Here is a 22,579-nt window from a genome sequence, read left to right on the forward strand (position 1 = left end):
CGGGCCAGTTTCCGGGTGGACTCGCCCGTGCGGATGGTGCCGAGCCGGGGCAGTGTCACGTGGCGGCGGTCGGCCTCCACCCGGATCGCGCCGGTGGTGAACCGGCACGAAAGGGCGGCGCGGTGCTTGGACCTGAACCGGGCAAACCCCATCTTCGGCCCCTTACGGGTGCCGTGACGCGAAGCCGCCCAGTTCCTCAGCGCCCGCGCCACCCCGTCCAGGCCGGTGGTGTAGGCCTCTTTGGAGTGCTCGGCCCACCACGGCGCGACGGTGTTCTTGGCGGTGTTCCAGGCCCGGCGCAGACCGTACAGCGACCACGGCACCTCGGTCAGCATCTCATCCGCGAGGCCGTAGGACTGCTCAGCCGCACGCTGGGACAAGGCGGCCTTGACGCGGGCCAGGCCCCAGTTGAAGGCGAACCGGGCCGCGCCGCAGTGGGAGGCGAGCAGGCGCGCCTGCTCGGGGGTGGGGTCCAGGGCATAGCGGTAGGCCTGGTGGACCCGCATCAACCCTCCCCCTCACGCTACGTCACCGACCGCCAACGTAGCGTAGGAGTCATGATCAATGACTCCCCGATCGGCGAACAGACCGACGCCCGCCTCGGGAGCGCAGGAAGCCGCAGACGGAGCCGGTGGCCTTGCCAGCCGTGACGGTGGAGGGGTCGGTGGAGGCGGGCACGTCGATGAAGACGCCTGCGCCTTAACCCACTCTTTCACGTTCACTCACACATCCTGATACATGCTCAACCACCAACTGCTTCCAACCCCCAGGCCAGAGTGCCCGTTGACCGCGCGTCCTCTCCCGGAGTGAACGGCTCGCGCCTCCGATGGAGAACGACCCGTGCCCCGGGCGGGCGCGTGCGACGGCCCGGCGGCCGTCGCCGGGGGGCCTTCCGGGCCGTCGGTACCGGCACCGGCCCGGCCCGGAAACAGGGAGGACTAAAATCCCCGGTGGTGTTGAGCGCGAGGAGGCGGGCCCCGATGGATCTGGAGACGTTGCGCGATGTTTCCGGGCTGAGCGACCCCGTGGAGCGCGCACGGGTTCTGAGCCGTCTCATCACCGAAGAGCAGGGACTCCTCGCGGAGGCGGCGAAGATGCGTCGTCAGGCGATCGCCGAAGCCCGCGACTCGGGGATGAGCCTGGAGGACATAGGGACGAGTCTGGGCGTGTCCCCCGGCCGCGTCTCCGAGGAGTCTGTGGTCCGCACGTCCGAGGAGTTCGTGGTCCGCACACCCAGGGTCCTGGTGCGGCGGGCGCTGCCGACCGACCCCGCCGTGCGGGCTTCCGCGTCCCTGTTCCTCGCCGAGGCGGAACGGCAGGGCGTCACACCGGGCCGCAGGATGCTCTACGTGGGCCCGGAGCCGGCCGGTGAGCACGTGGCCGCCTGTCTGCGAGTCGAACCCGGCGCCGAGGTGATCGCCCGGCGGAAGATGATGACGGCCGACGGGATCCCGGTGCGCATCGCCACCAGCTACTTCCGGGCGGACCTGTTCGGGGGCACCCGCCTCGCCGAGCCCGGGTTCGTCAAGCCGTCGCTGCAGTCGGCGCTGGTCGCCCTCGGCCACACCTTCGGCCGAGCCGAGGAGACCCTGACGGCCCGCCCGCCGACATCCTTCGAGTACGAGACCCTGGAGCTCGAACCGGGGGAGTGGGTCGTCCAGGTCCTTCGCGCCGGCTACTCCGACGAGGACGTGCCCGTCCACGTCCTGGAGACCGTCTGCGCCGCGAACAGGCACGTCTTCCCGATCGGCCAGGTCTCCGGGCACGACGAGTTCTGACCGGCCCCGCCCGGTCCGGTCCGGTCAGGCGGGCCGGAGGCGGAGCGGGCTCGGCTGCCCGCGGTGCCCGCGGCGGCCTGACGCGCGGCCGCGCCCTCGCCGGGGAGGCGTTCCCCGCCCGAGGAAAACCCGCCCGAGGAAAAGGGGAGGCCGGGGCGGGCGGGGCGGCTGTATGGTCTGCGGTATGACCTGGCGACATTGATCCTCAACGATCGGTCGGTCCGGCGCGAGCTGCCGTGGACCCCCGGAGATGCCGAGCATCCCGAGTCCGCCCAGCCTCCGCGAGAAGGACCTCATGACCACTTCTTTTCACCGTGCGCCCGAAGGGCGTGCGAAGCGCCTGGCAGCGACGCTCTACGCCTACACCCTCCTTGATGAGTTCGTCCTGTTCTACCCGTTCTACGCATTGCTGTTCGTCGACACGGGTCTGTCGACCGCCGAGATCTCCTCGCTCCTGGCGATCTGGTCGGTCACCTCCGTCGCGTTGGAGGTCCCCTCAGGGGTGTGGGCCGACGCCGTCTCGCGGCGCGCGCTGCTCGCCCTGGCGCCGCTGCTGGCCGCCGCCGGCTTCGGCCTGTGGGTCGCGGCCCCCTCCTACTGGGTGTTCGCCGCGGGCTTCGTGCTGTGGGGCGCCTCCGGAGCGCTGCAGTCGGGCGCGCTGGAGGCGCTGGTCTACACCGAGCTCGACCGCCTGGGCGCGGCCGGCCGCTACGCCGCGATCATGGGCCGCGCCCGCGCGATCGGCACCGGCGCCGTCGTGGTGTCCACGGTCGTGGCCGCCCCGGTGTTCGCCATGGGCGGCTATCCGCTGGTCGCCGCCGGCAGCGTCCTGGCGTGCGTGCTCGCCGCGGTGGCCGCGCTGGCCTTTCCCGAACACCGCGTACGCGCCGGGCGGGAAACCGGACGGGAAGGCGAGGGGGCCGCGGAGGGGGCCGATGAGGAGGAGGTGCCCGCGGGCGGGTATGCCGCGATCCTGCGCGAGGGGCTGCGGGCGGCGCGCGCCGACCGGCCGACGCGCCGGGCGCTGCTGCTGGTGCCGGCGGTGACGGCCCTGTGGGGCTCGCTGGAGGAGTACACCCCGCTGCTCGCGATCGGCACCGGCGTCGCCACGCACCTCGTGCCGCTCCTGGTGCTCCTGGTCTCCGTGGGGATCGCGGCCGGTGGCCTGCTCGCGGCGGCCGGGCGGAGCTTCACGGACCGGGAGTTCGCCGCGCTCCTCGCGTTCGGGGCGCTGGCGCTCGGCGCGGGCGCGGCGGGCGGGACCGCGGCGGGGTTCGTCGCCCTCGCGGTGGCCTTCTGCGTCTTCCAGATGGCGAGCGTGCTGGCCGACGTACGGCTGCAGGAGAGCATCACCGGCCCGGCCCGCGCCACCGTGACCTCGCTGGCCGGGCTGGGCACCGAGCTGGGCGCCGTCCTCGTCTACGGCGGCTACGCCGCGGCCTCGGCGCTGGCCGGCCATGCCGCGATCTTCACCGCGTCCGCGGTGCCGTACGCCGTCCTCGCCCTGGTCCTGTTCCTCGGCGGGTCCCGCTCGCGAAGATCGGCGACCGCCCGGGTCCCGCTCGGCGGTCCGTGAGGCGGGCCGGGTTCAACGCTTCGCGAAGCGGTTCGTGAAACGGTCCGGGTTCAGCGCTTCGTGAAGCGGGGCAGGCCCAGCTCGGCGAAGACCGGGCGGTGGTCGGTGTCCGGGAGGCGGTGGACGCCGAAACTCCTGATCGCCATGCGCGAGTCGGCGAGCACGTGGTCGATCGTCACCCCGGGGACGGGTTCCCAGCCCTGCTGCGGCCAGGTGGGCGTCAGGCCGTGCCCGGTGACGTCGGCCGCGTCGCGGTAGCCGCTGTCGAGCAGGTCGCGTACCAGCCGGTGGTCGAGGGTGGCGTTGAAGTCGCCCGCGAGCACCCGCAGCTGCCCGCCCGCCCTGGGCAGCGCCCGCAGTCCCTGCTCCCAGCACGGCACCTTGTCGCCGTACCGGGGCGCGCAGGGGTGGACCGAGACGACCTCGATCTCGTGGCCGCTCGGGTGCTTGACCACCCCTCGCGCCTGCCGGAACCTGCCCAGCGCGATCAGCGGCTTCTCGGCGACGGGGTGCTTGGAGTAGATGCCCGAGCCCCACACCCCGTCGACCGCGCGGTCCACGACGTGGGGCATGCGCCGGCGCAGCCCGGCCGCCTCCAAGCGGTCGCGCGCGGTCGGGGTGACCTCCTGGAGGGTCAGCACGTCCGGGTCGAGGGAGCGCACGAGCCTCATCAGGACGTCGGTGTCGCCCGCGCCGACGGCGAGGTTCGCGGCGAGCACCCGCAGCCGTCCCCCGTCGGCGGCGGGCTGATCCGTGTCGCCGAAGTACCGGGGGAGTACGGCCGTCGCCAGCACCGCGCTCGTGACCAGGGCGACGGCCGCGGCCGCCCAGCGGCGCAGCCCCAGCGCCAGGAGCAGCGGGATCGCGGAGGCCGCCGCCACGTACGGCGTGAACGCCACCAGGGCGACCCACTGCCAGAGCGGGGTCCACCCGCCGGCCCTGAGCGCCGCCCAGGCCGCGAACGGCAGCACCACCGGCCAGACCAGCAGGCCCACCCATCTCGATCTGATCATGCACCCGGAGCGTAACGGCCTTCTGTGCAGATTCGGTGGAGATCTACGTCTTTACCGGCGCAGATGGGCGATATCCGTCCAGCGGCCCTCGTCGAAGCACAGAAACGAGAGCCGGCGGAGGCGGTGGGTTCCCGGGTCAGGAGCCGCCGGTGAGGTCGTACGCCTGGGCGATGAGCTCGAAGGAGCGGGCCCGGTCGGCGGTGCCGTGGACCATCGTGGTGATCATCAGCTCGTCGGCCTCGGTGCGCTTGCGGAGATCCTCCAGCCCCTGCCGCACCCCGGCGGCGTCCCCCAGCACCACCTTGGACAGGTGGTCGTCGAGGAAGTCCCGCTCTATCGGGCTGTACGGGTAGTTCTCGGCCTCCTCGGGCGTGGGGATCGGCTGCGGGGTCCCGCGCCGCAGCCGCAGCATGGACAGCCCGCCGGAGCGGGCCAGGCGCAGCGCCTGCTCGGGGGTCTCGGCGGCGATCGCGGAGACGCCGATCATCGCGTACGGCCGGTCGAGGACGGCGGAGGGCTCGAAGGACGACCGGTACAGCTCAAGGGCAGGGATGGTGTTGTTCCCGCTGAAGTGGTGCGCGAAAGCGAACGGCAGGCCGAGCATCCCGGCGAGCTGGGCGCTGAAGCCGCTGGAACCGAGCAGCCAGATCGGCGGGCGGCCCGACTCGGGCGAGCGGGGCACCGCGACGACCCGCTCCAGCGGGTGGCCCTGCGGGAACGCGCCGTCCAGGAAGGCCGTCAGCTCGGCCAGCTGCTCGGGGAAGTCGTCGGCGTCCAGGCCGTGCCGCCCGCGCAGGGCCCTCGCCGTGGCGGGGTCGGTGCCGGGGGCCCGGCCGAGCCCGAGGTCGATACGGCCCGGGTGCAGCGCGTGCAGGGTGCCGAACTGCTCGGCGACGACCAGCGGGGCGTGGTTGGGCAGCATGACGCCGCCGGACCCCAGCCGGATGCTCCTGGTCGCGGCGGCCAGATGGGCGATCAACACCGCGGGCGAGGAACTCGCCACGGAGGGCATGCCGTGGTGCTCGGCCACCCAGATCCGGTGGTAACCCCACTCCTCCGCGCGCCTGGCCAGCTCGGTGCTCGCCTTCAGGGTCTCGGTGGGCGTCACTCCCGAACCGACGGTCGCCAGTTCGAGGATCGACAGGGGCACCTCGGAGGAGCCGCGGGCCGTCCCGCGGATGTTGTCGTCATCAGCCATGTAGGCGGCAACCAGGCCGGACAGAGGTTTATTTCTGTTGACCGCCCGATTTCGATCTTGCATGAGCCGGCGAGACCGGTTCGCGGTTCGGCGAGACTTGACGGGAGTCGTGGGGCGCTCGCGCCGCGCAACTCCGACCGAACCAGGAGCGACCGATGCCGATCGTCCTTCCCGAAGATCCGTTCCACCGCCGCCTGCACCACATCGCGCCCGGCGGCCTCACCTCCGAGACCGCCCAGACCGGCGGCATGCGCCGCCGCGCGGCCATCAGCGGCGCCACCGTCGGTTCCAGCCGCCTGTGGATGGGCCAGACCCACGTGGCGCCCGCCACCGTCTCGGCGAACCACCATCACGGCGAGTCCGAGACCGCCATCTACGTCGTCAGCGGCAACCCCTCGTTCGTCTTCGCCGACATCGAGGGGGAGGAGCCCGTCGAGGTGCGCATCGACACCGAGCCGGGCGACTACATCTTCGTGCCGCCCTTCGTCCCCCACAGGGAGGAGAACCCCGACCCCGACCTGGAGGCGATCGTGGTCATCGCCCGCAGCACCCAGGACGCCATCGTGGTCAACCTGGACGATCTCACGTGGACGGGGCCGGTCCTGACCTCGCGATGACGGCGGGCCCCGCCGTCATCGCGAGGTTCCCACCCGCCCCCGGCCCGCCCGGCCGGGAGGAACCCCGCCCGATCACCTCCGCCGTCGTCTTTCACCCGTCCGCCCGCCGGTGGATCCCGGCGGGCCGTTCATTCGCCGCCGGTGTCCCCGGCGGGTCGCCCGCCGGCCACTCAGCCGCCGGCGGTCCCCCCGGCCAGCCGATCGCTCGCCACGACTCCGGTGTACACCAGGGCGGGCGGTACGTTGCGCCAGATCGGGCCCAGGGTGTCGACGGTGGTGAACGTGCTGTTCATGAGACCGCGGAAATGCCGGAAGCGCCGGAACGGCATCACGGTCAGCGTCGTGATGGTGCTGAAGGCGCCGCCGGGGGTGAGTGAGGCCGCGATCTCCTCCAGAACGCGTTTCTGCTGGGCGTCCTCGAACAGGGTCCAGGGAAGCGAGGAGACGATCGCGTCCGCGTGGGACAGACCGGCCTCCCGCAGCAGCTTGCCGAGGTCGCCCGCGTCGCCGGGGATCACCTCCAGCCAGGGTCTGCTGCGCCGCAGGTGGTCCACCATGCCTTCGTTGACCTCCACGGCGAGCTGCCGTCCCCCCGGGGGCAGCCGGTCGCGGATCGCGTCGCTGATCACTCCGCCGCCGGCGCCGAGTTCGACGACCACGGCTCCGGGGGTCGTGGGGACGATCGAGGACACCAGCCGGGCGACGGCCTTCGAGCTGGGAGCGATCGCCCCGAGTTGGTGGGGATTACGCATGATCGCGCCGAGGAATGTGAGCGTGTCACTGCCGGCAGGACGAGTTTGAGAGAGCATCGACAGCTTATTCCCCCAGTTGAGGGGGTTATGCCAGTTTAACGGGCTTTGATGATCGGGTCTCCGCCGCCGTGCGGCTGCCGTACCACTGCTGTATCACCGCCGTACCAACGCTGTACAGCCGCCGTTCCGGTGATCGGGGAAACGACACCGCGAAGACGGTTCCCACCCGCCCCTGCCCGGGGGAGGTGGGGCGAGGTACCGTCGTCTTATCGGATCCCGGTCATGAGGGGAGCCGCCATGCCAGACGATTCCGATCACGTGCTCGACTCCATCGACGGCGCCGTCGACGAATGGCTCGCCATGAGCGACGACTCGATGCGCTGGACGCCGCCGGAGAAGGCGCGGCCGAAGCCCCAGTTCGGTCTGCCGGTGCCGCCGCTGCCGCAGGTGCTGGAGGAGTTCCTCCAGGAGGTCGGCACCCGCCTCGGCCCGCCCGCCCAGGCCGTGGTCGACGCGTTCCGCCCGCTGGGGGAGGGGGTGGTCGACGCGGTCTCCACGTTCCTGGACAGCCCGCCCGTGCGGCAGCTCATCGATCCGCCCGATCCGTCGGACGATCGTCCGGAGGCCCTCGGGATCCGCGCGTTTCCCGACACGTTCGGGCCGCCGCCGGAAGACGCGCCCCGGCCACCGCGCATGATCGAGTCGCGTCCGGACGAGGCCGAGCTGCTCCCCGGCCCGTCCGGCCAGTCGGACCCGCCGGGTTCGCCCGACCCCGCCGAAGCCTCCCCGGCCCGGGAGCGGCCGGACGCCGGGCCGTCAGGGCGTGACGAGTCCCCGGCCGGGTAGCCCGCCCGCGTGGGCTCTGTTCACCGGGCCGGGCATGAGGGGGAGCCCGGCCGTGGTTCCCGCCGCGGTCAGGGGTGATCACGCCGGGCCGGGCGTGGCCGGGGACAGGGATCGTCACGCCGGGCCGGGCGTGGCGGGGTCGCGTCCTGACCTCGGGCGGAGTTTCGCCGGAGAGGTCCGTCCCGTCGCCGGCGGCCATCGATGTCATCTTCGAAACCCGCGTGACATCTCCCGCCCGAAAGAGGTGAGTCCGCGCGCCGAAAGGGAAGCGGGTCTGTCCGGCAGGGGGCGACCTCACGGCTTCACTTTCTCGCAAAGTGCCTCGTGAAGTGCGGAACTCCTTTTTTCGGGCAAAGAACAAAAAACCCCATGAACCGGCGTACTTCAGGAGTGATGAAATGGCGGGTCTGGCGGGGCCGATCGCGGTCGGTGTCGAAGAGGAGTTCCACGTCGTCGATGTCGACACCCGGCACCTCGTCCCACGGGCCGGCGTCCTGCTTGAGCAGTTGCCGGCGAATCGCTTCACCCACGAGCTGCAGCGTTCGGTCGTCGAGGCCAACAGCAGGCCCTTCATGCATCTGGAGGACCTCGGGCACGACCTGACCGCGCTGCGCCGCACGGTGATCCAGGCCGCGGACGGCCTCGGCCTGGGAATCGTGGCGGCGGGAAGCGTGCCGCTGGTGGATCTGGAGGCGTTGAAGATCTCCCCTGATCCCCGCTACGAACAGATGCTCGCCGACTACCAGCTGCTCACCCGCGAGCAGCTGATCTGCGGGACGCAGTTCCACGCCGACGTCGAGGATCGCGACCTGGCGGTGGCCGTCGCCCACCGCTTGGCCCCCTGGATCCCCCCGCTGCTCGCCCTGAGCTCCAGCTCGCCGTACTGGCTGGGCTCCGACACCGGGTACGCCAGCTACCGCCCGCTGCTGTGGCAGCGCTGGCCCACCGCCGGTCCGGTGCCCAGGTTCGAGTCGGCCGCCGAGTACGACCGGGTGGTGCGGGACCTCGTCGCCTCCGGGGTGATCACCGACCCCGGCATGATCTACTTCGACATCCGGCCCTCGGCGCACCTGCCCACCATCGAGCTGCGGGTCTGCGACGCCTGCCCCCGGGTGGGCGACATCGTGCTGATCGCCGGGCTGTTCAGGGCGCTGGTGGCCAGGGAGCTGGAGGCGGCGCAGAAGGGCCCCGAGCGCACGGTCCGGCTGGAGATGGTCCGCGCCGCGTCGTGGCGGGCGTCGCGCTCCGGGCTGGAAGGCGATCTCGTCGACCCGGTCGACGGCACCCCGGCGCCCGCGGGCGAGGTGATCCGGCGGATGATCGACGGCCTGCGCCCGCAGCTGGAGCAGTGCGGCGACTGGGAGCTCGTCACGTCCCTGGCCAGGGAGTCGCTGGCGCGGGGAAGCTCCTCGGCCCGCCAGCGCGAGGCGTACGCCCGCAGCGGCAGGCTGTCCGACGTGGTCGACCTCGTCATCGCCGAGACGCGCTCCGAGGAGTGGGAGACCGCCTTCGGCGGTCCGATGCCGAGGATGCACACCAGTCTCCTCGACGGCTACGAGGCTCCCGGCGACGAGGCGATCATCGAGGGAACGGTGCGCGAGTCCTACCAGCCGGTGCTGCGGGTCCTCGACCGCCTGGGCGTGGAAGGACTGCGCGACCGGGAGGAGAAGCGCGACGCCTACCAGCGCCGCAACGGCATGACCTTCCAGGTCGAGGGCGGCGGCGAGAGCCGGATCTACCCGTTCGACCTGGTCCCCCGCCTGGTCCAAGGCGGCGAGTGGGCCGAGATCCAGCGGGCACTGCCGCAGCGGGTGCGCGCGCTGGAGGCGTTCCTGCACGACGTCTACGACGGGCGCGAGATCATCAGGGACGGCACGATCCCCGCCTGGGTGGTCGACGAGTCGCCCGGCTACCGCAGGCCCGGCCGCAGGGTGCCGCAGGGCACCATGCGCTGCGCCGTGGCCGGGCTGGACCTGGTCCGCGACAACGTCGGCCGCTGGGCGGTGCTGGAGGACAACCTGCGGGTGCCCTCGGGCCTCGGATACGCCGTGACCAACCGGCGGCTGGTCGCCGAGCTGATGCCGGAACTCGTCCGCGGCGAGGAGCTCGCCGACCCGAGGGAGGGCCTGCGGACGCTGCGGGAGGCACTGCTCGCGGCGGGCTCCGGCGACCCGTCGGCTCTCGCCGTGGTCTCGGCGGGGCCCGAGGACTCCGCCTACTACGAGCACAGGATGCTCGCCGAGGAAATGGGGGTGGTCCTGGCCGTACCGGCCGACCTGTCCTTCAAGAACGGCAACCTGGAGATCGACGGGCGCAGGATCGAGGTGCTCTACCGCAGGATCGACGAGAGAGACCTGCTCGACGGCCGCCTCGGGCTGGAGATCATGGACGCCGTCGAGCGTTCCGCGCTCGTCCTGGCCAACGCGCCGGGCAACGGCGTCGCCGACGACAAGTGCCTGTACCGGTACGTGCCGCGCCTCATCGAGTACTACCTGGGCGAGCGGCCCCTCATCGACAACGTCCCCACCTACCTGTGCCGGGACGCCGAGGACCGGGAGCAGGTGCTCGACCGGCTGGCCGAGCTGGTCGTCAAGCCGGTGGACGGGTTCGGCGGGCAGGGCGTGGTCGTCGGCCCCGACGCCTCCGCCGAGGAGCTCGAGCGGGTCAGGAAGACGATCCTCACCGCACCCGAGGGCTGGGTCGCCCAGGAGACGGTCCGGCTGTCGACGCACCCGACCTTCGACGGGCGGCGGCTGAGCCCGCGCGTGGTCGACCTGCGGGCCTTCGTCTGCTCCGGCGAGACGGCGACGGTGCCGCCGACGGCGCTGACCCGCGTCGCCCCGGCCGGCAGCATGATCGTCAACTCCTCCCAGGGGGGCGGTTCCAAGGACACCTGGCTGCCGAGGAGGGCCGCCGGTGCGCGGCTTGAGCGGTGAGCTCAGGCGTGGGCCGGTCACCGATGCGTGAGATGCGTGAGATGCATGAGATGCATGAGATGCGTGAGATGGGTGATCTGGGTGACGGGCTCCGGCCCGAGCCGGTCACCGGGGGGTTTCGATGTGTGGTCTGAGCGGTGAGCTCCGGTTCGACGGCCGCCCGGCGGACGTCGCCGCCGTGGCCCGGATGAGTGACGTGATGCACGACAGGGGACCCGACGGGGCCGGCCTGTGGTCGCTGGGGCCGGTCGCCCTCGGCCACCGGCGCCTGAAGATCATCGACCTGTCGGACCGGGGCGCCCAGCCGATGGTGGACAGCGACCTCGGCATGGCGGGGGTCTTCAACGGGTGCCTGTACAACTACCGCGAGCTGCGCGAGGAGCTGGAGGGCCTGGGCTACCGCTTCTTCTCCACCTCCGACACCGAGGTGCTGGTGAAGTCCTTCCACCGCTGGGGGACCGGCTGCGTCGACCGCTTCAAGGGCATGTTCGCCTTCGTGGTCGCCGAGCGCGACACCGGCAGGCTCACGCTCGGCCGCGACCGGCTGGGGATAAAGCCGCTGTACCTCACCCAGGACGCCGGGCGGCTGCGCTTCGCCTCGTCGCTGCCCGCGCTGCTCGCCGGGGGAGGGGTGGACACCGGCATCGACCGGGTGGCCCTGCACCACTACATGACCTTCCACTCCGTGGTGCCCACCGAGCGCACCATCCTCGCCGGGGTGCGCAAGCTTCCCCCGGCCACCGTACGCACCTTCGAGCCCGACGGAACCGTCACCGACCACCTGTACTGGCAGCCGCCCTACACCCGGTCGGCCCTGCCCGAGTACGCCGGGCTGACCGCGGACGAGTGGGGCGAGGTCGTGCTCGACCGGCTGCGGGCGGCCGTACGCAGGCGCATGGTCGCGGACGTGCCCGTGGGCGTGCTGCTCTCCGGAGGCCTGGACTCCAGCCTGATCGTCGCGCTGCTGGCCGAGGAGGGACAGCCGGGCCTGTCGACCTTCAGTATCGGGTTCTCCTCGGCGGGAGGGGAGCGGGGGGACGAGTTCGCCTACTCCGACCTGGTCGCCGCCGAGTTCGGCACCGATCACCAGCGCATCCCCATCGACGACGCCCGGCTGCTGCCCGCCCTGGAGCACGCGGTGCGGGCCATGAGCGAGCCGATGGTCAGCCACGACTGCGTCGCCTTCCACCTGCTGTCGGAGGAGGTCTCCAAGCACGTCAAGGTCGTCCAGTCCGGCCAGGGCGCCGACGAGGTGTTCGCCGGCTACAGCTGGTACCCGCCGCTCGCCGGCGTGTCGCGCGAGGACGCCGCCGTCGTCTACGAAAGGGAGTTCTTCGACCGCTCGCACGGGACGCTGGGCGCGATCCTGTCGCCCGACTACATGCCAGCCGAGGACGTCAGCGGCGATTTCGTCCGGCGCCACCTCGCGCGGCCCGGCGCCGACACCGCGCTCGACGCGGTGCTGCGCCTGGACACGAACGTCATGCTCGTCGACGACCCGGTCAAGCGCGTGGACAACATGACCATGGCCTTCGGGCTGGAGGCCAGGACCCCCTTCCTCGACCACGAGTTGGTCGAGCTGGCCGCGGCCTGCCCGCCCGAGCTCAAGCTCGCCTCCGGCGGCAAAGGCGTCCTGAAGAGCGCCGGCCGCAAGCTGCTGCCCGCCGAGGTCGTCGACCGGCCCAAAGGATACTTTCCCGTCCCGGCCATCAAACACATCCACGGCCCGTTCCTGGAGCTCGTCAGGGACGCGCTGACCGGTCAGACCGCGAGGTCCCGGGGCCTGTTCGACCAGCCGTACGTCGACAAGCTGCTCGCGGCACCGGACGAACACCGCACTACCCTGGGTGCCAACGCGTTGTGGCAACTCGGACTCCTGGAGCTGTGGTTGCAGGCACAAGGAGTTTGATGACCGAAATTCTTGGCGCCCGTTCTGGTCCCTCGATGGGCACGGGCCTGACCGCCTGGAGCTGCCGGGCGCCCGCGCTGGCGCCCGACCTGAGCGCCGTCGCCTTCGTCGGCGACCGGGACGGCTCGCCGCAGGTCTGGATCCAGCCTCTCGGCGCGGAGCTGGAGGCGTGGCCCCCGGGGGAGACTCCGGAGGCCTTCCAGGGGGAGGACCCGGAGGCCTGGCCGGTCGACACGGGACCCGAGCCCGTCGCCGACGTGAGCTGGTCCCCCGACGCCCGGCGTCTGGCCGTCCTCGTCGTGCCGGGCGGCGGGGAGCACACGCAGGTCTGGACGGTGCGGCCCGACGGCGGCGATCTGCGCCCGCTGGCCGCGCCCGAGGGCGGATCGGCGTCGTTCGTGCGCTGGACCGGCCAGGGAGAGGTCCTCCTCGTCGCGGAGGTCTCCTCCTGTGGCCGTACGGACGCGGTGCTGATCGACGCGGCCTCGGGAAGCCGGGAGGTCATCGCGGGCGGGGCACTCCTGCAGCCGGCCGCGGTCAGCCGCGACCACCGGCGGATGCTGCTGCGACGCGGCCCGCGCGGCGTGCGCCGAATGTACGTGGCCGATCTTCCGGCCCTTCCCGGCGAGCCCACGGGCCACCATCCCGCCCATCCCGGCGGTCTCGTCCCCGGCCTGCTCCATCCCGGTGATCTCGTCCCCGGTCTCTCCCATCCCGGGGATCTCCCCTCGGACCCGCCCGGCGGGCTCTCCGCCGACCTTCCCGCCGTGATCCGCTTCGATCTCCCTCCCGGCGATCTCCACGACATCTCGCCCGGCCTCACTGTCGACCCTCCCGCAGGGATCCGCTTCGACCTTCCCCCGGGCCATCTCTCCGACGTCCCGCCCGGCCTTCCCGCGAGCCTTCCCGACGAGGCCGCGGGCGACCTGCCGGGCCACGGGGAGCGGCCGTTGCTGGCCGGGCTGACCGGCACCACCGACTACGGGATCCTCTCTCCCGACGGGACGACCGCCTACCTGCTGTCCGACGTCGGCCGCGACCGGGCCGCGCTGGTCGCGGTGGGCGAGGACGGGGCGGGGATCGTGCTGGCAGAGCGTCCCGACGCCGAGCTGGACCAGTTCGCGCTGAGTGCCGACGGCCGCATCGCCGTCCTGGTGTGGAACGACTCCGGCCGGTCGGAGCTGGAGGTGATCGAGACGGCCACCGGCGAGACGCGCCCGCTCCCGCCCCTGCCCGCCGAGGTGGTGTCCTCGATCAGGGTGTCCCTGGACGGCAGCCTGGCCGTCCTGGCGGCCGAAGGGCCCGGCCACCCCTCCCACGTGCTGCTCTGCGACCTGGCGACCGGCGGTTACCGGCGGATCGCGGGATCCGGGCGGATCCCCGGGGCGGCCGACGCGGAGCTGATGCGCTTCCAGGCGCGAGACGGCATGGAACTGACCGGCTGGCTCTACCGGGTCCCGGGCGTCCCGGGGCCGGCGCCCTTCGTCGTCTACCTGCACGGCGGCCCCGAGAGCCAGGAAAGGCCCACCTTCAACCCGCTGTTCCAGAACCTGCTGGCCGCCGGGATCGGGGTGCTCGCGCCGAACATCCGCGGCTCGTCGGGATTCGGGCGGGCCTTCCGCAACGCCGACAACCACGCCCTCCGCTTCGACGCGATCGACGACGTCGCCGACTGCGCCCTGGAACTGGCACGGGCGGGCCTCGCCGACCCGGCCAGGATCGCGTGCATGGGACGCTCGTACGGCGGCTACCTGACGCTGGCCGCCCTCGTCACCCACCCGCGCCTCTTCCGCGCCGGAGTCGACGTCTGCGGGATGGCCGACTTCGAGACCTTCTACGAGCGGACCGAGCCGTGGATCGCCGCGGCGGCCGTCAGCGAGTACGGCCACCCCGTCGCCGACCGCGAGCTGCTGCGGGCCCTGTCGCCCCTGCACTCCTTCGACCGGCTGGCCGCTCCGCTGCTGATCGTGCACGGTGCCCGCGACACCAACGTCCCCCTGTACGAGGCCGAGCAGGCGCTCCAGGCGGCGCGGGCCCGCGAGGTGCCCTGCGAGCTCCTGCTGTTCGAGGACGAGGGGCACGAGATCCGGCAGATCGCCAACCGGGTGACCTTCGTCAAGAACGTCGTCGAATGGCTCAGATGGCACCTGGCGGTCCCCGACCCGGCGTGAGGCCTCGTTCCCCGCGTTTCCGGCGTGACGCCTCGTTCCCCGCCCGGCTCGCCTCGGTGACAATGGCGGTATGCCGCGTACGGAAACACCGTGGGGACCGTGGGAACCAGCTCCGCTGGCCGAGGTCGTCGAGCTGTTTCGCGGGTTGGGGACACCCTGGTGGATCGCCGGAGGATATGCGATCGAGCTGGAGGTCGGCCACGCCTACCGCGAGCACGCGGACATCGACGTGGATCTCCTCCGCCACGACTAGGCCGCGGCGCGTGGGCTGCTCGCGGGATGGGACCGCTGGGCCGCCGACCCGCCGGGCACTCTGCGACCGTCCTGGTGGCGGCCATCAACGAGTGGCTGTGACCAGTGCATTCGACCGAGTGAGGAGTTGGACGACGGCGAGCGGCCGGGCACGTATCAGCGCACCGGCCGCGGCAGTCCAGATGATCCAGGTGGACACCGAGTTGGTGGCCCGCTCCAACAGGGGTGTCGTCCCGTGCAGGCCGTACGCTGCCCAGCCGAGCAGCAGCCCGAAAGCCGCGGTCACGGTGAGGATGATGACGGGAGGGACGCGGCGGGGCGGTTGGTTTGCTGTGGTTCAGGCGGCTTGGGGCGCCGGGTGTGGTTCGAAGAAGGTGCCGTCGTGGAGCATGGCGAACAGCACGTCCACCCGGCGGCGGGCGAGACGCATCAGGGCCTGTTCAGGGTGTTCGACCTCGGCCTTCTTCCGCTCGCAGCAGGCTCTGGAGGCGGAGCCGGCCAGGTCCGCGTCCTCGGCCAGGGTGAGGGCTGTGGTCCGTGGCAAGGCGCCCCCGACGATCGTCTTGGCGGCGCGGCGGGAGTGGTGCTCCCGGGCCTGGGCGAGAAGATCGGCGGTCAGGTCCTTCAATGAGGTCACGCTGGTGGGCTCACCCGGAATGCCCTGTGTGGAATGGGTTATTTCACTCTTTCCCATCCGCGGCGAGGGGCCCGGTTCCCGAGCTGGTCATCGCGGCTGCGATAGACGATGTAGGGCCGGGCGAAGTAACCCAGCGGGGCGCTGAAAACGTGGACCAGGCGAGTGAAGGGCCACAAGGCGAAGAGCAGGAACGCCGCGAGGCCGTGCAACTGGAACCCGAGAGGAGCCTGCGCCATCAGCTCGGGATGCGGGCTGAAGCGGAAGACCCCGCGAAACCACACCGACACACCTTCCCGGTAGTCGTAATGGCCGAACAGGTTGGCGATGACCGTGTTGACGAGCCCGAGCACGATGACCGTGCCGAGCACGGCGTACATCACCTTGTCCGTCTTGGTTGTGGCGCTGAACACCGGACCGACCATGCGCCGGCGGTATATCAGAATGCTCATCCCGGCCAGGGTGCAGAAGCCGGCGACGGTTCCCATGCCGACGGCCATGATGTGGTAGAGGTCCTCGGATATGCCGACGGCCTCGGTCCAGCTCTTGGGAATGCCCAGGCCCATCACGTGGCCGAGCAAGACGATGAGAATGCCGAAGTGAAACAGCGGACTGCCCAGGCGCAGCAGCCGGTTCTCGTAGAGCTGCGAGGACCGGGTGGTCCATCCGAACTTGTCGTAGCGGTAGCGCCAGAAGTGCCCGACGACGAAGACCGTGAGGCAGACGTAGGGCACGACCACCCACAGCAGGATGTCCATACCACCGGTGGGCTGTGGGGCGTTCATCGGCGAGCTCCCATGGTGTTGGGCATGTACTCCGGCGGGGCGAACGGCTGCAGGCCGACCTCTTCGTTTGGGGGGCCCGCCGCGGCGAGTCGGGCCACCGCGTCGCGGTCCTTTCCCTGGAGAGGAGGCAGTGTGCGGCAGACGGCGACGACGACGTCGGCGTAGGGTGACGTGGCGTCGGTGAGCGCCAGACGCAGCAATTCGAGGCCCGCGCGGTGCTCCAGGAGAAGACGCCGTCCTTCTGCGAGGTTTCCGGTGGCGCCGAACTCCAGCAGGACGGCGAGATGGTCGGGCAACTCGTGGTCCGAGAGTTCGAGGCCCGCGGCGCGGTAGGCCTGTTTGAATCGCAGCAGAGCCATGCCGCGTTTGCGGGTGTCACCGTGGGCGTAGTAGCTGAGGTAAAGGCAGCATCGGCGACGGGTGTCGAACATCTCGACGTAGTGGGCGGCGAGGCGGATCGAGGTCGTCGACTCGGCGTGGTCGAGGAAGTCGTTCAGCGGGACGCACAGGTCCTCGGGCAGTTGCGCCACCCCTGATCGCAGAAGCGGCAGTTGCCCGAAGAGCTTGTCGTCGGGGTAGTCCAGCAGCAGGGAGGCCGCCTGCCAGGCGATCGCGTGCTGCCGATCCGTCTGGGCGCCCCGGGTGCCTGCCCGTCGTGTGCGTTTCATCGCTTCGGCCCTTCCCTCGGCGGGAACAGTCCGGCCGGGGTGCCCTTGCCGTCCCAGTTGAGCAGGTTGACCCGCGTCTTCTTGTCGTCGGGGGAGGAGACGGTGTCGGAGGTCTGGCGTTCCTTGAGCATGTGGAAGTTCTCCACCGCGATCGGAGTCGCCCCGCCCGACCCCTCGCCGAACGGTCCCGATCCGCCCATGCCCGGGCCGCCCTCGTAGCTGAGGCTGCACTCGGTGGCGATCTCCTCAAGTTTGTGCGCCTGCTCGGCGTGCGCGGGCGGGATGACGTAGCGCTCGTCGTATTTGGCGACCGCGAGCAGCCGGTACATGTCGTACATCTGCTCGCCGGTCATTCCGACCGCGCCGGGGATGGTCTCGTCGGGGTCTCGGCCCATGTTGATGTCACGCATGTAACAGCGCATCGCGGCCAGTCGCCGCAGCACGGCGTTCACCGGCTCCACGTCACCGGCGGTGAACAGCTCGGCGAGGTATTCGACCGGGATGCGCAACGCGTCGATGGCCGCGAACAGGTTTCCCCTGTCCTCGGCGTCGTGGCCGGTGTCCTTCACGACGTCAACCACCGGCGACAGCGGCGGTATGTACCAGACCATCGGCAGGGTTCGGTACTCCGGGTGCAGCGGCAGGGCCACCTCGTACTTGTTGATCAGTGCCCAGACGGGGGAGCGCTGTGCCGCCTCGATCCAGTCGCGCGCAATCCCCGCGCGTTCGGCCTCGGCCATGACGGCGGGGTCGGACGGGTCGAGGAAGACGGAGCGCTGCGCGGCGAACAGGTCCCTGTCGTCCGGTGCGGACGCCGCCTGCAGGACCCGGTCGGCGTCGTAGAGCACCAGCCCGATGTAGCGAAGCCTGCCGACGCACGTTTCGGAGCACACGGTGGGCAGGCCTACCTCGACGCGAGGGAAGCAGAACGTGCACTTTTCGGCCTTGCCGGTCTTGTGATTGAAATAGATCTTCTTGTAAGGGCAGCCGCTGACACACATGCGCCAGCCCCGGCATCTGTCCTGGTCAACCAGGACGATCCCGTCCTCGGAGCGTTTGTAGATCGCACCGGACGGGCAGGACGCGGCGCACGACGGGTTGAGGCAGTGTTCGCAGATACGCGGCAGGTAGAACATGAACGTCTGCTCGAACTCGAACTTCACCTTGTCGGCGATGTTCCTGAGCATGACGTCCTTGTCGCCGTGGTCGGGTGATCCTCCGAGGTCGTCGTCCCAGTTGGCCGACCACGCGATCTTCATGTCCTTGCCGGTCAGCAGTGACTTCGGACGGGCGACGGGAGTGTGCTCCTGCAGGGGCGCGTTGGTGAGCGTCTCGTAGTCATAGGTCCACGGCTCGTAGTAGTCCTGGATGGACGGCAGCTTCGGGTTCGAGAAGATCGTGATCATCTTTTGGAGGCGCCCGCCGCCTTTCAGCGTGAGCCGTCCTCGCCGGTTCAGCTTCCACCCGCCACGCCAGCGCTCCTGGTCCTCGTACTGGCGCGGGTAGCCCTGTCCCGGGCGGGTCTCCACATTGTTGAACCACACGTACTCGACGCCGCCGCGGTTGGTCCACGCCTGCTTGCATGTCACCGAGCAGGTGTGGCAGCCGATGCACTTGTCGAGGTTCATCACCATCGCCATCTGGGCCATGACGCGCATCAGTACTGGACCTCCTGGTCGCGGCGGCGGATAACCGTCACCTCATCACGCTGGTTGCCGGTCGGGCCCAGGTAGTTGAAGGCGAACGACAGCTGCGCATAGCCGCCGATCAGGTGTGTCGGTTTGATGAGCAGACGGGTGAGCGAGTTGTGGATGCCGCCGCGTTTGCCCGTCGTCTCGGTCCGTGGCACGTCGATGAGGCGGTCCTGCGCGTGGTGCATGTAGACGGTCCCCTCCGGCATGCGGTGGGAGACGACGGCCCGGGCGACGACGACGCCGTTGCGGTTGACAGCCTCGATCCAGTCGTTGTCATGCACGCCGATCTTCGCGGCGTCCTCCTTGCTCATCCAGATCGTCGGTCCGCCTCGCGACAGGCTGAGCATGAACAGGTTGTCCTGGTATTCGGAGTGGATGGACCACTTGCTGTGCGGGGTGAGGTAGCGGACCGTGATGCCCAGCACCCCGTTGTCCCCGATGCGCGGCTCGTCGAACAGCGTGTGCATGTTCAGCGGGGGACGGAAGACCGGCAGTTCCTCTCCGAGTTCGGCCATCCAGTCGTGGTCGAGGAAGAAGTGCATGCGCCCGGTGAGGGTGTGCCACGGCTTGAGGCGCTCGACGTTGATGGTGAACGGGGAGTAGCGCCGCCCCCCGGCCTCGGTCCCGGACCACTCCGGAGAGGTGATGACCGGTACGGGGCGGGCCTGGGTGTCGGCGAAGGTGATCTGCTTGCCCTCGTGCTCGGCGGCGAGGTCGGCGAGCTTCGTGCCGGTCCGGGCCTCCAAGGTGTGGAAACCCTGAACGGCGAGGCGCCCGTTGGTGGTACCGGACAAGGCGAGGATCGCCTCGCACGAGTCGATGTCCCGGGCCAGCGACGGTCGGCCGTCACCTGCGCCTCCCCGGACCGTGCCGTTCTTATGGCGTAGGTAGTCGACCTCGCGGGTGACGTCGAAAGTGATGCCCTTCGTCGTGGCGCCGAGAGTGTCGACCAGGGGCCCAAGTGAGGCCATCTTGTCGCCGATCGCCTCGTAGTCCCGCTCGACGACCACCAGTTTCGGCATCGTGACGCCGGGTACCGGCTCGCACTGCCCGGCCTTCCAGTCGCGGACAACGCCGTGCGGAGTCGCCATCTCGTCGGGCGTGTCGTGCAGCAGTGGCACCGCGACGACGTCGCGCCGTACTCCGAGATGGCCGGCGGCCAGGCGACTGAACGCGCGGCCGATCGTCAGGAAGGCGTCGTGGTCGGTGCGTGTCTGCCACGGAGGGGCGATCGCCGGGTTGAACGAGTGTACGAAGGGGTGCATGTCGGTGGTATTGAGATCATGCTTTTCGTACCATGTCGCAGCCGGCAGGACCACGTCGGAGAACACCGTCGAACTGGTCATCCGAAAGTCCAGGGTAAGCAGCAGGTCCAGCTTCCCCGTGGGGGCCTCTTCGTGCCACACGACGTCTTTCGGGCGAAGTCCGGGCGGCGACTCCGCGGCGCGCACGGAGGAGTCGGTGCCGAGAAGATGCTTGAGGAAGTACTCGTTGCCTTTGGCGGAGGAGCCGAGCAGGTTCGCGCGCCACATGGTGAGGATGCGGGGGAAGTTCTCCGGCGCGTCGGGATCCTCGCACGCGAACCGCATGCGGCCTGCCTTGAGCTCGTCCACCACGTAGTCGCCGACGGATACGCCGGCGGCCTCCGCGTCGTCGGCCAAGGTCAGGGAGTTACGGTTGAACGTCGGGTAGGACGGCATCCATCCCATGCGGGCGGACTGGGCGATGATGTCCGCCGTCGTCTTGCCGGCGAGCTGTCCTGCTCCGCCTGTGCCGGCGAGGGTGTCGGCGCCGAACCGGTCGTAGCGGAACTGGTCGGTGTGCAGGTACCAGTAGGCAGTCTGGATCATCTGGCGTCCCGGCCGGCTCCAGTCGGCGGCGCCCGCGAGTGTGGAGTAACCGGTGATCGGGCGGACCTTTTCCTGCCCCACGTAGTGGGCCCAGCCGCCACCGTTGACGCCCTGGCAACCGGTGAGCGTGGTGAGCGTGAGGAAGGAGCGGTAAATGGTGTCGGAGTGGAACCAGTGGTTCGTCCCCGCCCCCATGATGATCATGGATCGGCCGCGGGACTCCTCGGCGTTCGCGGCGAACTCCCGGCCGATGCGCGCCGCCTTCTCGGCGGGCACACCGGTGAACTGCTCCTGCCAGGCCGGCGTGTAGGGCTCGGCGGCGTCGTCGTAACCGCTCGGCCACTGCCCGGGGAGTCCCGGGCGTGCGACGCCGTACTGGGCCAGGAGAAGGTCGAAGACGGTGGTGACCAGGCGCCCGGCGATCCGGCGTACCGGTACCCCGCGCACCATCGCAGCCGCCGAGCCGTCCGGCTCGTCGAAGCGGGCCAGGTGTACCACCGCGGTGTCCGCGTCGTCGGCGTGGAGGCTGAGCAGCGGCTCGACGTCACCGAGCTCGAGGTTCCACCGTTCCTTGCCCTCCTCGCCGAAACGATGCCCCAGGGAGCCGTTGGGCACGACGGCCTCGCCGGTGCGCCCGTCGATCAGGACGGTCTTGAACGCGGCGTTTTCCTGCGCCGCCGTGGCGTCGCCGAGATCGGCGGCGGTGAGGAACTTCCCGGGGACGCAGTGCCCGGCACGCTCGTCGAGACCGACCAGGAAGGGCAGGTCGGTGTAGCGCTTGACGTAGTCGGTGAAGTACGGAACCTCACACCGGACGAAGAACTCGGTCAGGATCACATGACCCATCGCCATCGCCAGGGCACCGTCGGTGCCCGGATGAGCAGCGAGCCATTCGTCGGCGAACTTCACGTTGTCGGCGTAGTCGGGGGAGACGGCGACGACCTTCTGTCCCCGGTAGCGGGCCTCGGCCATCCAGTGCGCGTCCGGCGTACGGGTCACCGGCAGGTTCGAACCCCACATGATGAGGTAACCCGCGTCCCACCAGTCGCCGGACTCGGGAACGTCGGTCTGGTCTCCGAAAACCTGGGGCGAGGCGACCGGCAGATCGGCGTACCAGTCGTAGAACGACAGCATCGCCCCGCCGATGAGCGACACGAACCGTGACCCGGTGGCGTGGGAGACCATGGACATCGCGGGTATCGGCGAGAATCCGGCGACCCGGTCCGGCCCGAACTCCTTGATCGTATACACATGGGCGGCGGCGATGAGTTCGGTGGCCTCCTCCCAACTCGCGCGCACAAGGCCGCCCTTGCCGCGGGCGGCCTTGTAGCGCCGCGCACGTTCGGGGTCGGAGACGATGTCGCCCCAGGCCAGCACCGGGTCGCCGAGCCGGGCCTTCGCCTCGCGGAACATCTCCAGCAGCACCCCGCGGACGTACGGGTAGCGCACCCGGGTCGGGGAGTAGGTGTACCAGGAGAAGGCGGCGCCGCGGGGACAGCCGCGAGGCTCGTACTCGGGCCGATCGGGGCCCACGCTCGGGTAGTCGGTCTGCTGGGACTCCCAGGTGATGATGCCGTCCTTGACGTACACCTTCCACGAGCACGATCCGGTGCAGTTCACGCCGTGGGTGGAGCGCACCACTTTGTCGTGACTCCACCGGTCCCGGTAGAAGGAGTCCGCCTCGCGTCCACCGATCTGGTACATCGTACGCAGGTCCTTGGAGACCTCGGCGCGGGTGAAGAACCGGCGCGTGCGTACCAGCGCCTGGCTGAACGGGTCGTCCAGCCCGTCCCCGGACGCCCCTGACCACGAATCACTGCTCACGCCTGATGCCTTCCGTTGATTTCATCGCCGCCTCGCCACTGCGTTCGAGTGCGTTGAAGCCGTCTCCTCCCAGTCG

18 protein-coding genes are annotated in these 22,579 nt (G+C 70.5%); 8 read left to right on the top strand and 10 right to left on the bottom strand.

The window, feature by feature from the left end; genetic code table 11:
• Positions 1–506, bottom strand: a 506-nt coding sequence (locus ACTOQ2_RS23210) for a helix-turn-helix domain-containing protein (RefSeq protein WP_440102094.1), incomplete at its 3' end; no start/stop codon positions are given.
• A gap of 474 nt (positions 507–980) precedes the next feature.
• On the opposite strand from ACTOQ2_RS23210, the gene ACTOQ2_RS23215 reads away from it, so the two are divergent.
• Both ACTOQ2_RS23215 and ACTOQ2_RS23220 read left to right on the top strand, forming a co-directional pair.
• Positions 981–1,778 carry a GntR family transcriptional regulator gene (locus ACTOQ2_RS23215; protein WP_440102095.1) on the top strand — a complete coding sequence of 266 codons (798 nt, stop codon included), beginning with the start codon at positions 981–983 and terminating at the stop codon, positions 1,776–1,778.
• A 295-nt stretch (positions 1,779–2,073) separates the two neighbouring features.
• Positions 2,074–3,354: an MFS transporter gene (locus ACTOQ2_RS23220; RefSeq protein WP_440070257.1), complete on the top strand. Its 1,281-nt coding sequence runs from the start codon at positions 2,074–2,076 to the stop codon at positions 3,352–3,354.
• Positions 3,355–3,404: 50 nt separating this feature from the next.
• Here the strand turns inward: ACTOQ2_RS23220 and ACTOQ2_RS23225 are convergent, their stop codons facing one another.
• A complete protein-coding gene (locus ACTOQ2_RS23225; RefSeq protein ID WP_440102097.1) occupies positions 3,405–4,367 on the bottom strand; it encodes an endonuclease/exonuclease/phosphatase family protein in 963 nt (320 codons plus the stop codon).
• Positions 4,368–4,503: 136 nt separating this feature from the next.
• Positions 4,504–5,565 carry an LLM class flavin-dependent oxidoreductase gene (locus ACTOQ2_RS23230; protein WP_440102099.1) on the bottom strand — a complete coding sequence of 354 codons (1,062 nt, stop codon included), beginning with the start codon at positions 5,563–5,565 and terminating at the stop codon, positions 4,504–4,506.
• A 155-nt stretch (positions 5,566–5,720) separates the two neighbouring features.
• Between ACTOQ2_RS23230 and ACTOQ2_RS23235 the strand changes: the two genes are divergently transcribed.
• Entirely contained in the window at positions 5,721–6,182 is a 462-nt protein-coding gene (locus ACTOQ2_RS23235; protein WP_440102101.1) for a cupin domain-containing protein, read from the top strand.
• Between the two features lie 170 nt (positions 6,183–6,352).
• Here ACTOQ2_RS23235 and ACTOQ2_RS23240 read toward each other — a convergent pair whose 3' ends face one another.
• Positions 6,353–6,934, bottom strand: coding sequence for a class I SAM-dependent methyltransferase (locus ACTOQ2_RS23240; protein ID WP_440102103.1), 582 nt, complete (start codon positions 6,932–6,934; stop codon positions 6,353–6,355).
• Positions 6,935–7,231: 297 nt separating this feature from the next.
• On the opposite strand from ACTOQ2_RS23240, the gene ACTOQ2_RS23245 reads away from it, so the two are divergent.
• From ACTOQ2_RS23245 to ACTOQ2_RS23265, 5 genes are all read left to right on the top strand, one after another.
• Positions 7,232–7,780, top strand: coding sequence for a hypothetical protein (locus tag ACTOQ2_RS23245; protein ID WP_440102105.1), 549 nt, complete (start codon positions 7,232–7,234; stop codon positions 7,778–7,780).
• A 398-nt stretch (positions 7,781–8,178) separates the two neighbouring features.
• On the top strand, positions 8,179–10,716 hold the full coding sequence (locus ACTOQ2_RS23250) for a glutamate--cysteine ligase (RefSeq protein WP_440102107.1): 2,538 nt from the start codon (positions 8,179–8,181) through the stop codon (positions 10,714–10,716).
• Between the two features lie 121 nt (positions 10,717–10,837).
• On the top strand, positions 10,838–12,625 hold the full coding sequence (locus ACTOQ2_RS23255; protein WP_440102109.1) for an N-acetylglutaminylglutamine amidotransferase: 1,788 nt from the start codon (positions 10,838–10,840) through the stop codon (positions 12,623–12,625).
• Complete coding sequence (locus tag ACTOQ2_RS23260; RefSeq protein ID WP_440102111.1) at positions 12,625–14,796, top strand: S9 family peptidase; 2,172 nt, start codon at positions 12,625–12,627, stop codon at positions 14,794–14,796. The genes ACTOQ2_RS23255 and ACTOQ2_RS23260 overlap by 1 nt, the downstream gene beginning before the upstream one ends.
• 70 nt (positions 14,797–14,866) lie before the next feature.
• A complete protein-coding gene (locus tag ACTOQ2_RS23265; protein ID WP_440102113.1) occupies positions 14,867–15,049 on the top strand; it encodes a nucleotidyltransferase domain-containing protein in 183 nt (60 codons plus the stop codon).
• Between the two features lie 84 nt (positions 15,050–15,133).
• On the opposite strand, the gene ACTOQ2_RS23270 is transcribed toward ACTOQ2_RS23265, so the two are convergent.
• From ACTOQ2_RS23270 to ACTOQ2_RS23295, 6 genes are read right to left on the bottom strand one after another with little or no spacing between them, the layout of a single operon-like run.
• On the bottom strand, positions 15,134–15,334 hold the full coding sequence (locus tag ACTOQ2_RS23270) for a hypothetical protein (protein WP_440102115.1): 201 nt from the start codon (positions 15,332–15,334) through the stop codon (positions 15,134–15,136).
• Positions 15,335–15,385: 51 nt separating this feature from the next.
• Complete coding sequence (locus tag ACTOQ2_RS23275) at positions 15,386–15,685, bottom strand: hypothetical protein (protein ID WP_440102117.1); 300 nt, start codon at positions 15,683–15,685, stop codon at positions 15,386–15,388.
• 38 nt (positions 15,686–15,723) lie between these two features.
• The gene (narI, locus tag ACTOQ2_RS23280; protein WP_440102119.1) at positions 15,724–16,467 is read right to left on the bottom strand and encodes a respiratory nitrate reductase subunit gamma; all 744 of its coding nucleotides are present in this window, start codon (positions 16,465–16,467) and stop codon (positions 15,724–15,726) included.
• Positions 16,464–17,135 (bottom strand): nitrate reductase molybdenum cofactor assembly chaperone, encoded by a 672-nt coding sequence (gene narJ / locus ACTOQ2_RS23285; RefSeq protein ID WP_440102121.1) that lies wholly within the window; start codon positions 17,133–17,135, stop codon positions 16,464–16,466. The genes narI and narJ overlap by 4 nt, the downstream gene beginning before the upstream one ends.
• Positions 17,132–18,793, bottom strand: a complete 1,662-nt coding sequence (gene narH / locus ACTOQ2_RS23290; RefSeq protein ID WP_440102123.1) for a nitrate reductase subunit beta — start codon at positions 18,791–18,793, stop codon at positions 17,132–17,134. Before narH ends, narJ begins: the two co-directional genes overlap by 4 nt.
• Positions 18,793–22,503, bottom strand: a complete 3,711-nt coding sequence (locus ACTOQ2_RS23295) for a nitrate reductase subunit alpha (RefSeq protein ID WP_440102125.1) — start codon at positions 22,501–22,503, stop codon at positions 18,793–18,795. Before ACTOQ2_RS23295 ends, narH begins: the two co-directional genes overlap by 1 nt.
• Positions 22,504–22,579: the final 76 nt, after the last annotated feature.

This window comes from Streptosporangium sp. H16, assembly GCF_051918855.1.
Taxonomy (GTDB): domain Bacteria; phylum Actinomycetota; class Actinomycetes; order Streptosporangiales; family Streptosporangiaceae; genus Streptosporangium.

Coding starts and splice junctions, on each gene's coding strand:
- ACTOQ2_RS23250 (WP_440102107.1), top strand. CDS start 8,179: ATGGCGGGTCTGGCGGGGCCGATCGCGGTCGGTGTCGAAGAGGAGTTC.
- ACTOQ2_RS23220 (WP_440070257.1), top strand. CDS start 2,074: ATGACCACTTCTTTTCACCGTGCGCCCGAAGGGCGTGCGAAGCGCCTG.
- ACTOQ2_RS23225 (WP_440102097.1), bottom strand. CDS start 4,367: ATGATCAGATCGAGATGGGTGGGCCTGCTGGTCTGGCCGGTGGTGCTG.
- narH (WP_440102123.1), bottom strand. CDS start 18,793: ATGCGCGTCATGGCCCAGATGGCGATGGTGATGAACCTCGACAAGTGC.
- ACTOQ2_RS23230 (WP_440102099.1), bottom strand. CDS start 5,565: ATGGCTGATGACGACAACATCCGCGGGACGGCCCGCGGCTCCTCCGAG.
- narJ (WP_440102121.1), bottom strand. CDS start 17,135: ATGAAACGCACACGACGGGCAGGCACCCGGGGCGCCCAGACGGATCGG.
- narI (WP_440102119.1), bottom strand. CDS start 16,467: ATGAACGCCCCACAGCCCACCGGTGGTATGGACATCCTGCTGTGGGTG.
- ACTOQ2_RS23260 (WP_440102111.1), top strand. CDS start 12,625: ATGACCGAAATTCTTGGCGCCCGTTCTGGTCCCTCGATGGGCACGGGC.
- ACTOQ2_RS23240 (WP_440102103.1), bottom strand. CDS start 6,934: ATGCGTAATCCCCACCAACTCGGGGCGATCGCTCCCAGCTCGAAGGCC.
- ACTOQ2_RS23245 (WP_440102105.1), top strand. CDS start 7,232: ATGCCAGACGATTCCGATCACGTGCTCGACTCCATCGACGGCGCCGTC.
- ACTOQ2_RS23265 (WP_440102113.1), top strand. CDS start 14,867: ATGCCGCGTACGGAAACACCGTGGGGACCGTGGGAACCAGCTCCGCTG.
- ACTOQ2_RS23215 (WP_440102095.1), top strand. CDS start 981: ATGGATCTGGAGACGTTGCGCGATGTTTCCGGGCTGAGCGACCCCGTG.
- ACTOQ2_RS23235 (WP_440102101.1), top strand. CDS start 5,721: ATGCCGATCGTCCTTCCCGAAGATCCGTTCCACCGCCGCCTGCACCAC.
- ACTOQ2_RS23255 (WP_440102109.1), top strand. CDS start 10,838: ATGTGTGGTCTGAGCGGTGAGCTCCGGTTCGACGGCCGCCCGGCGGAC.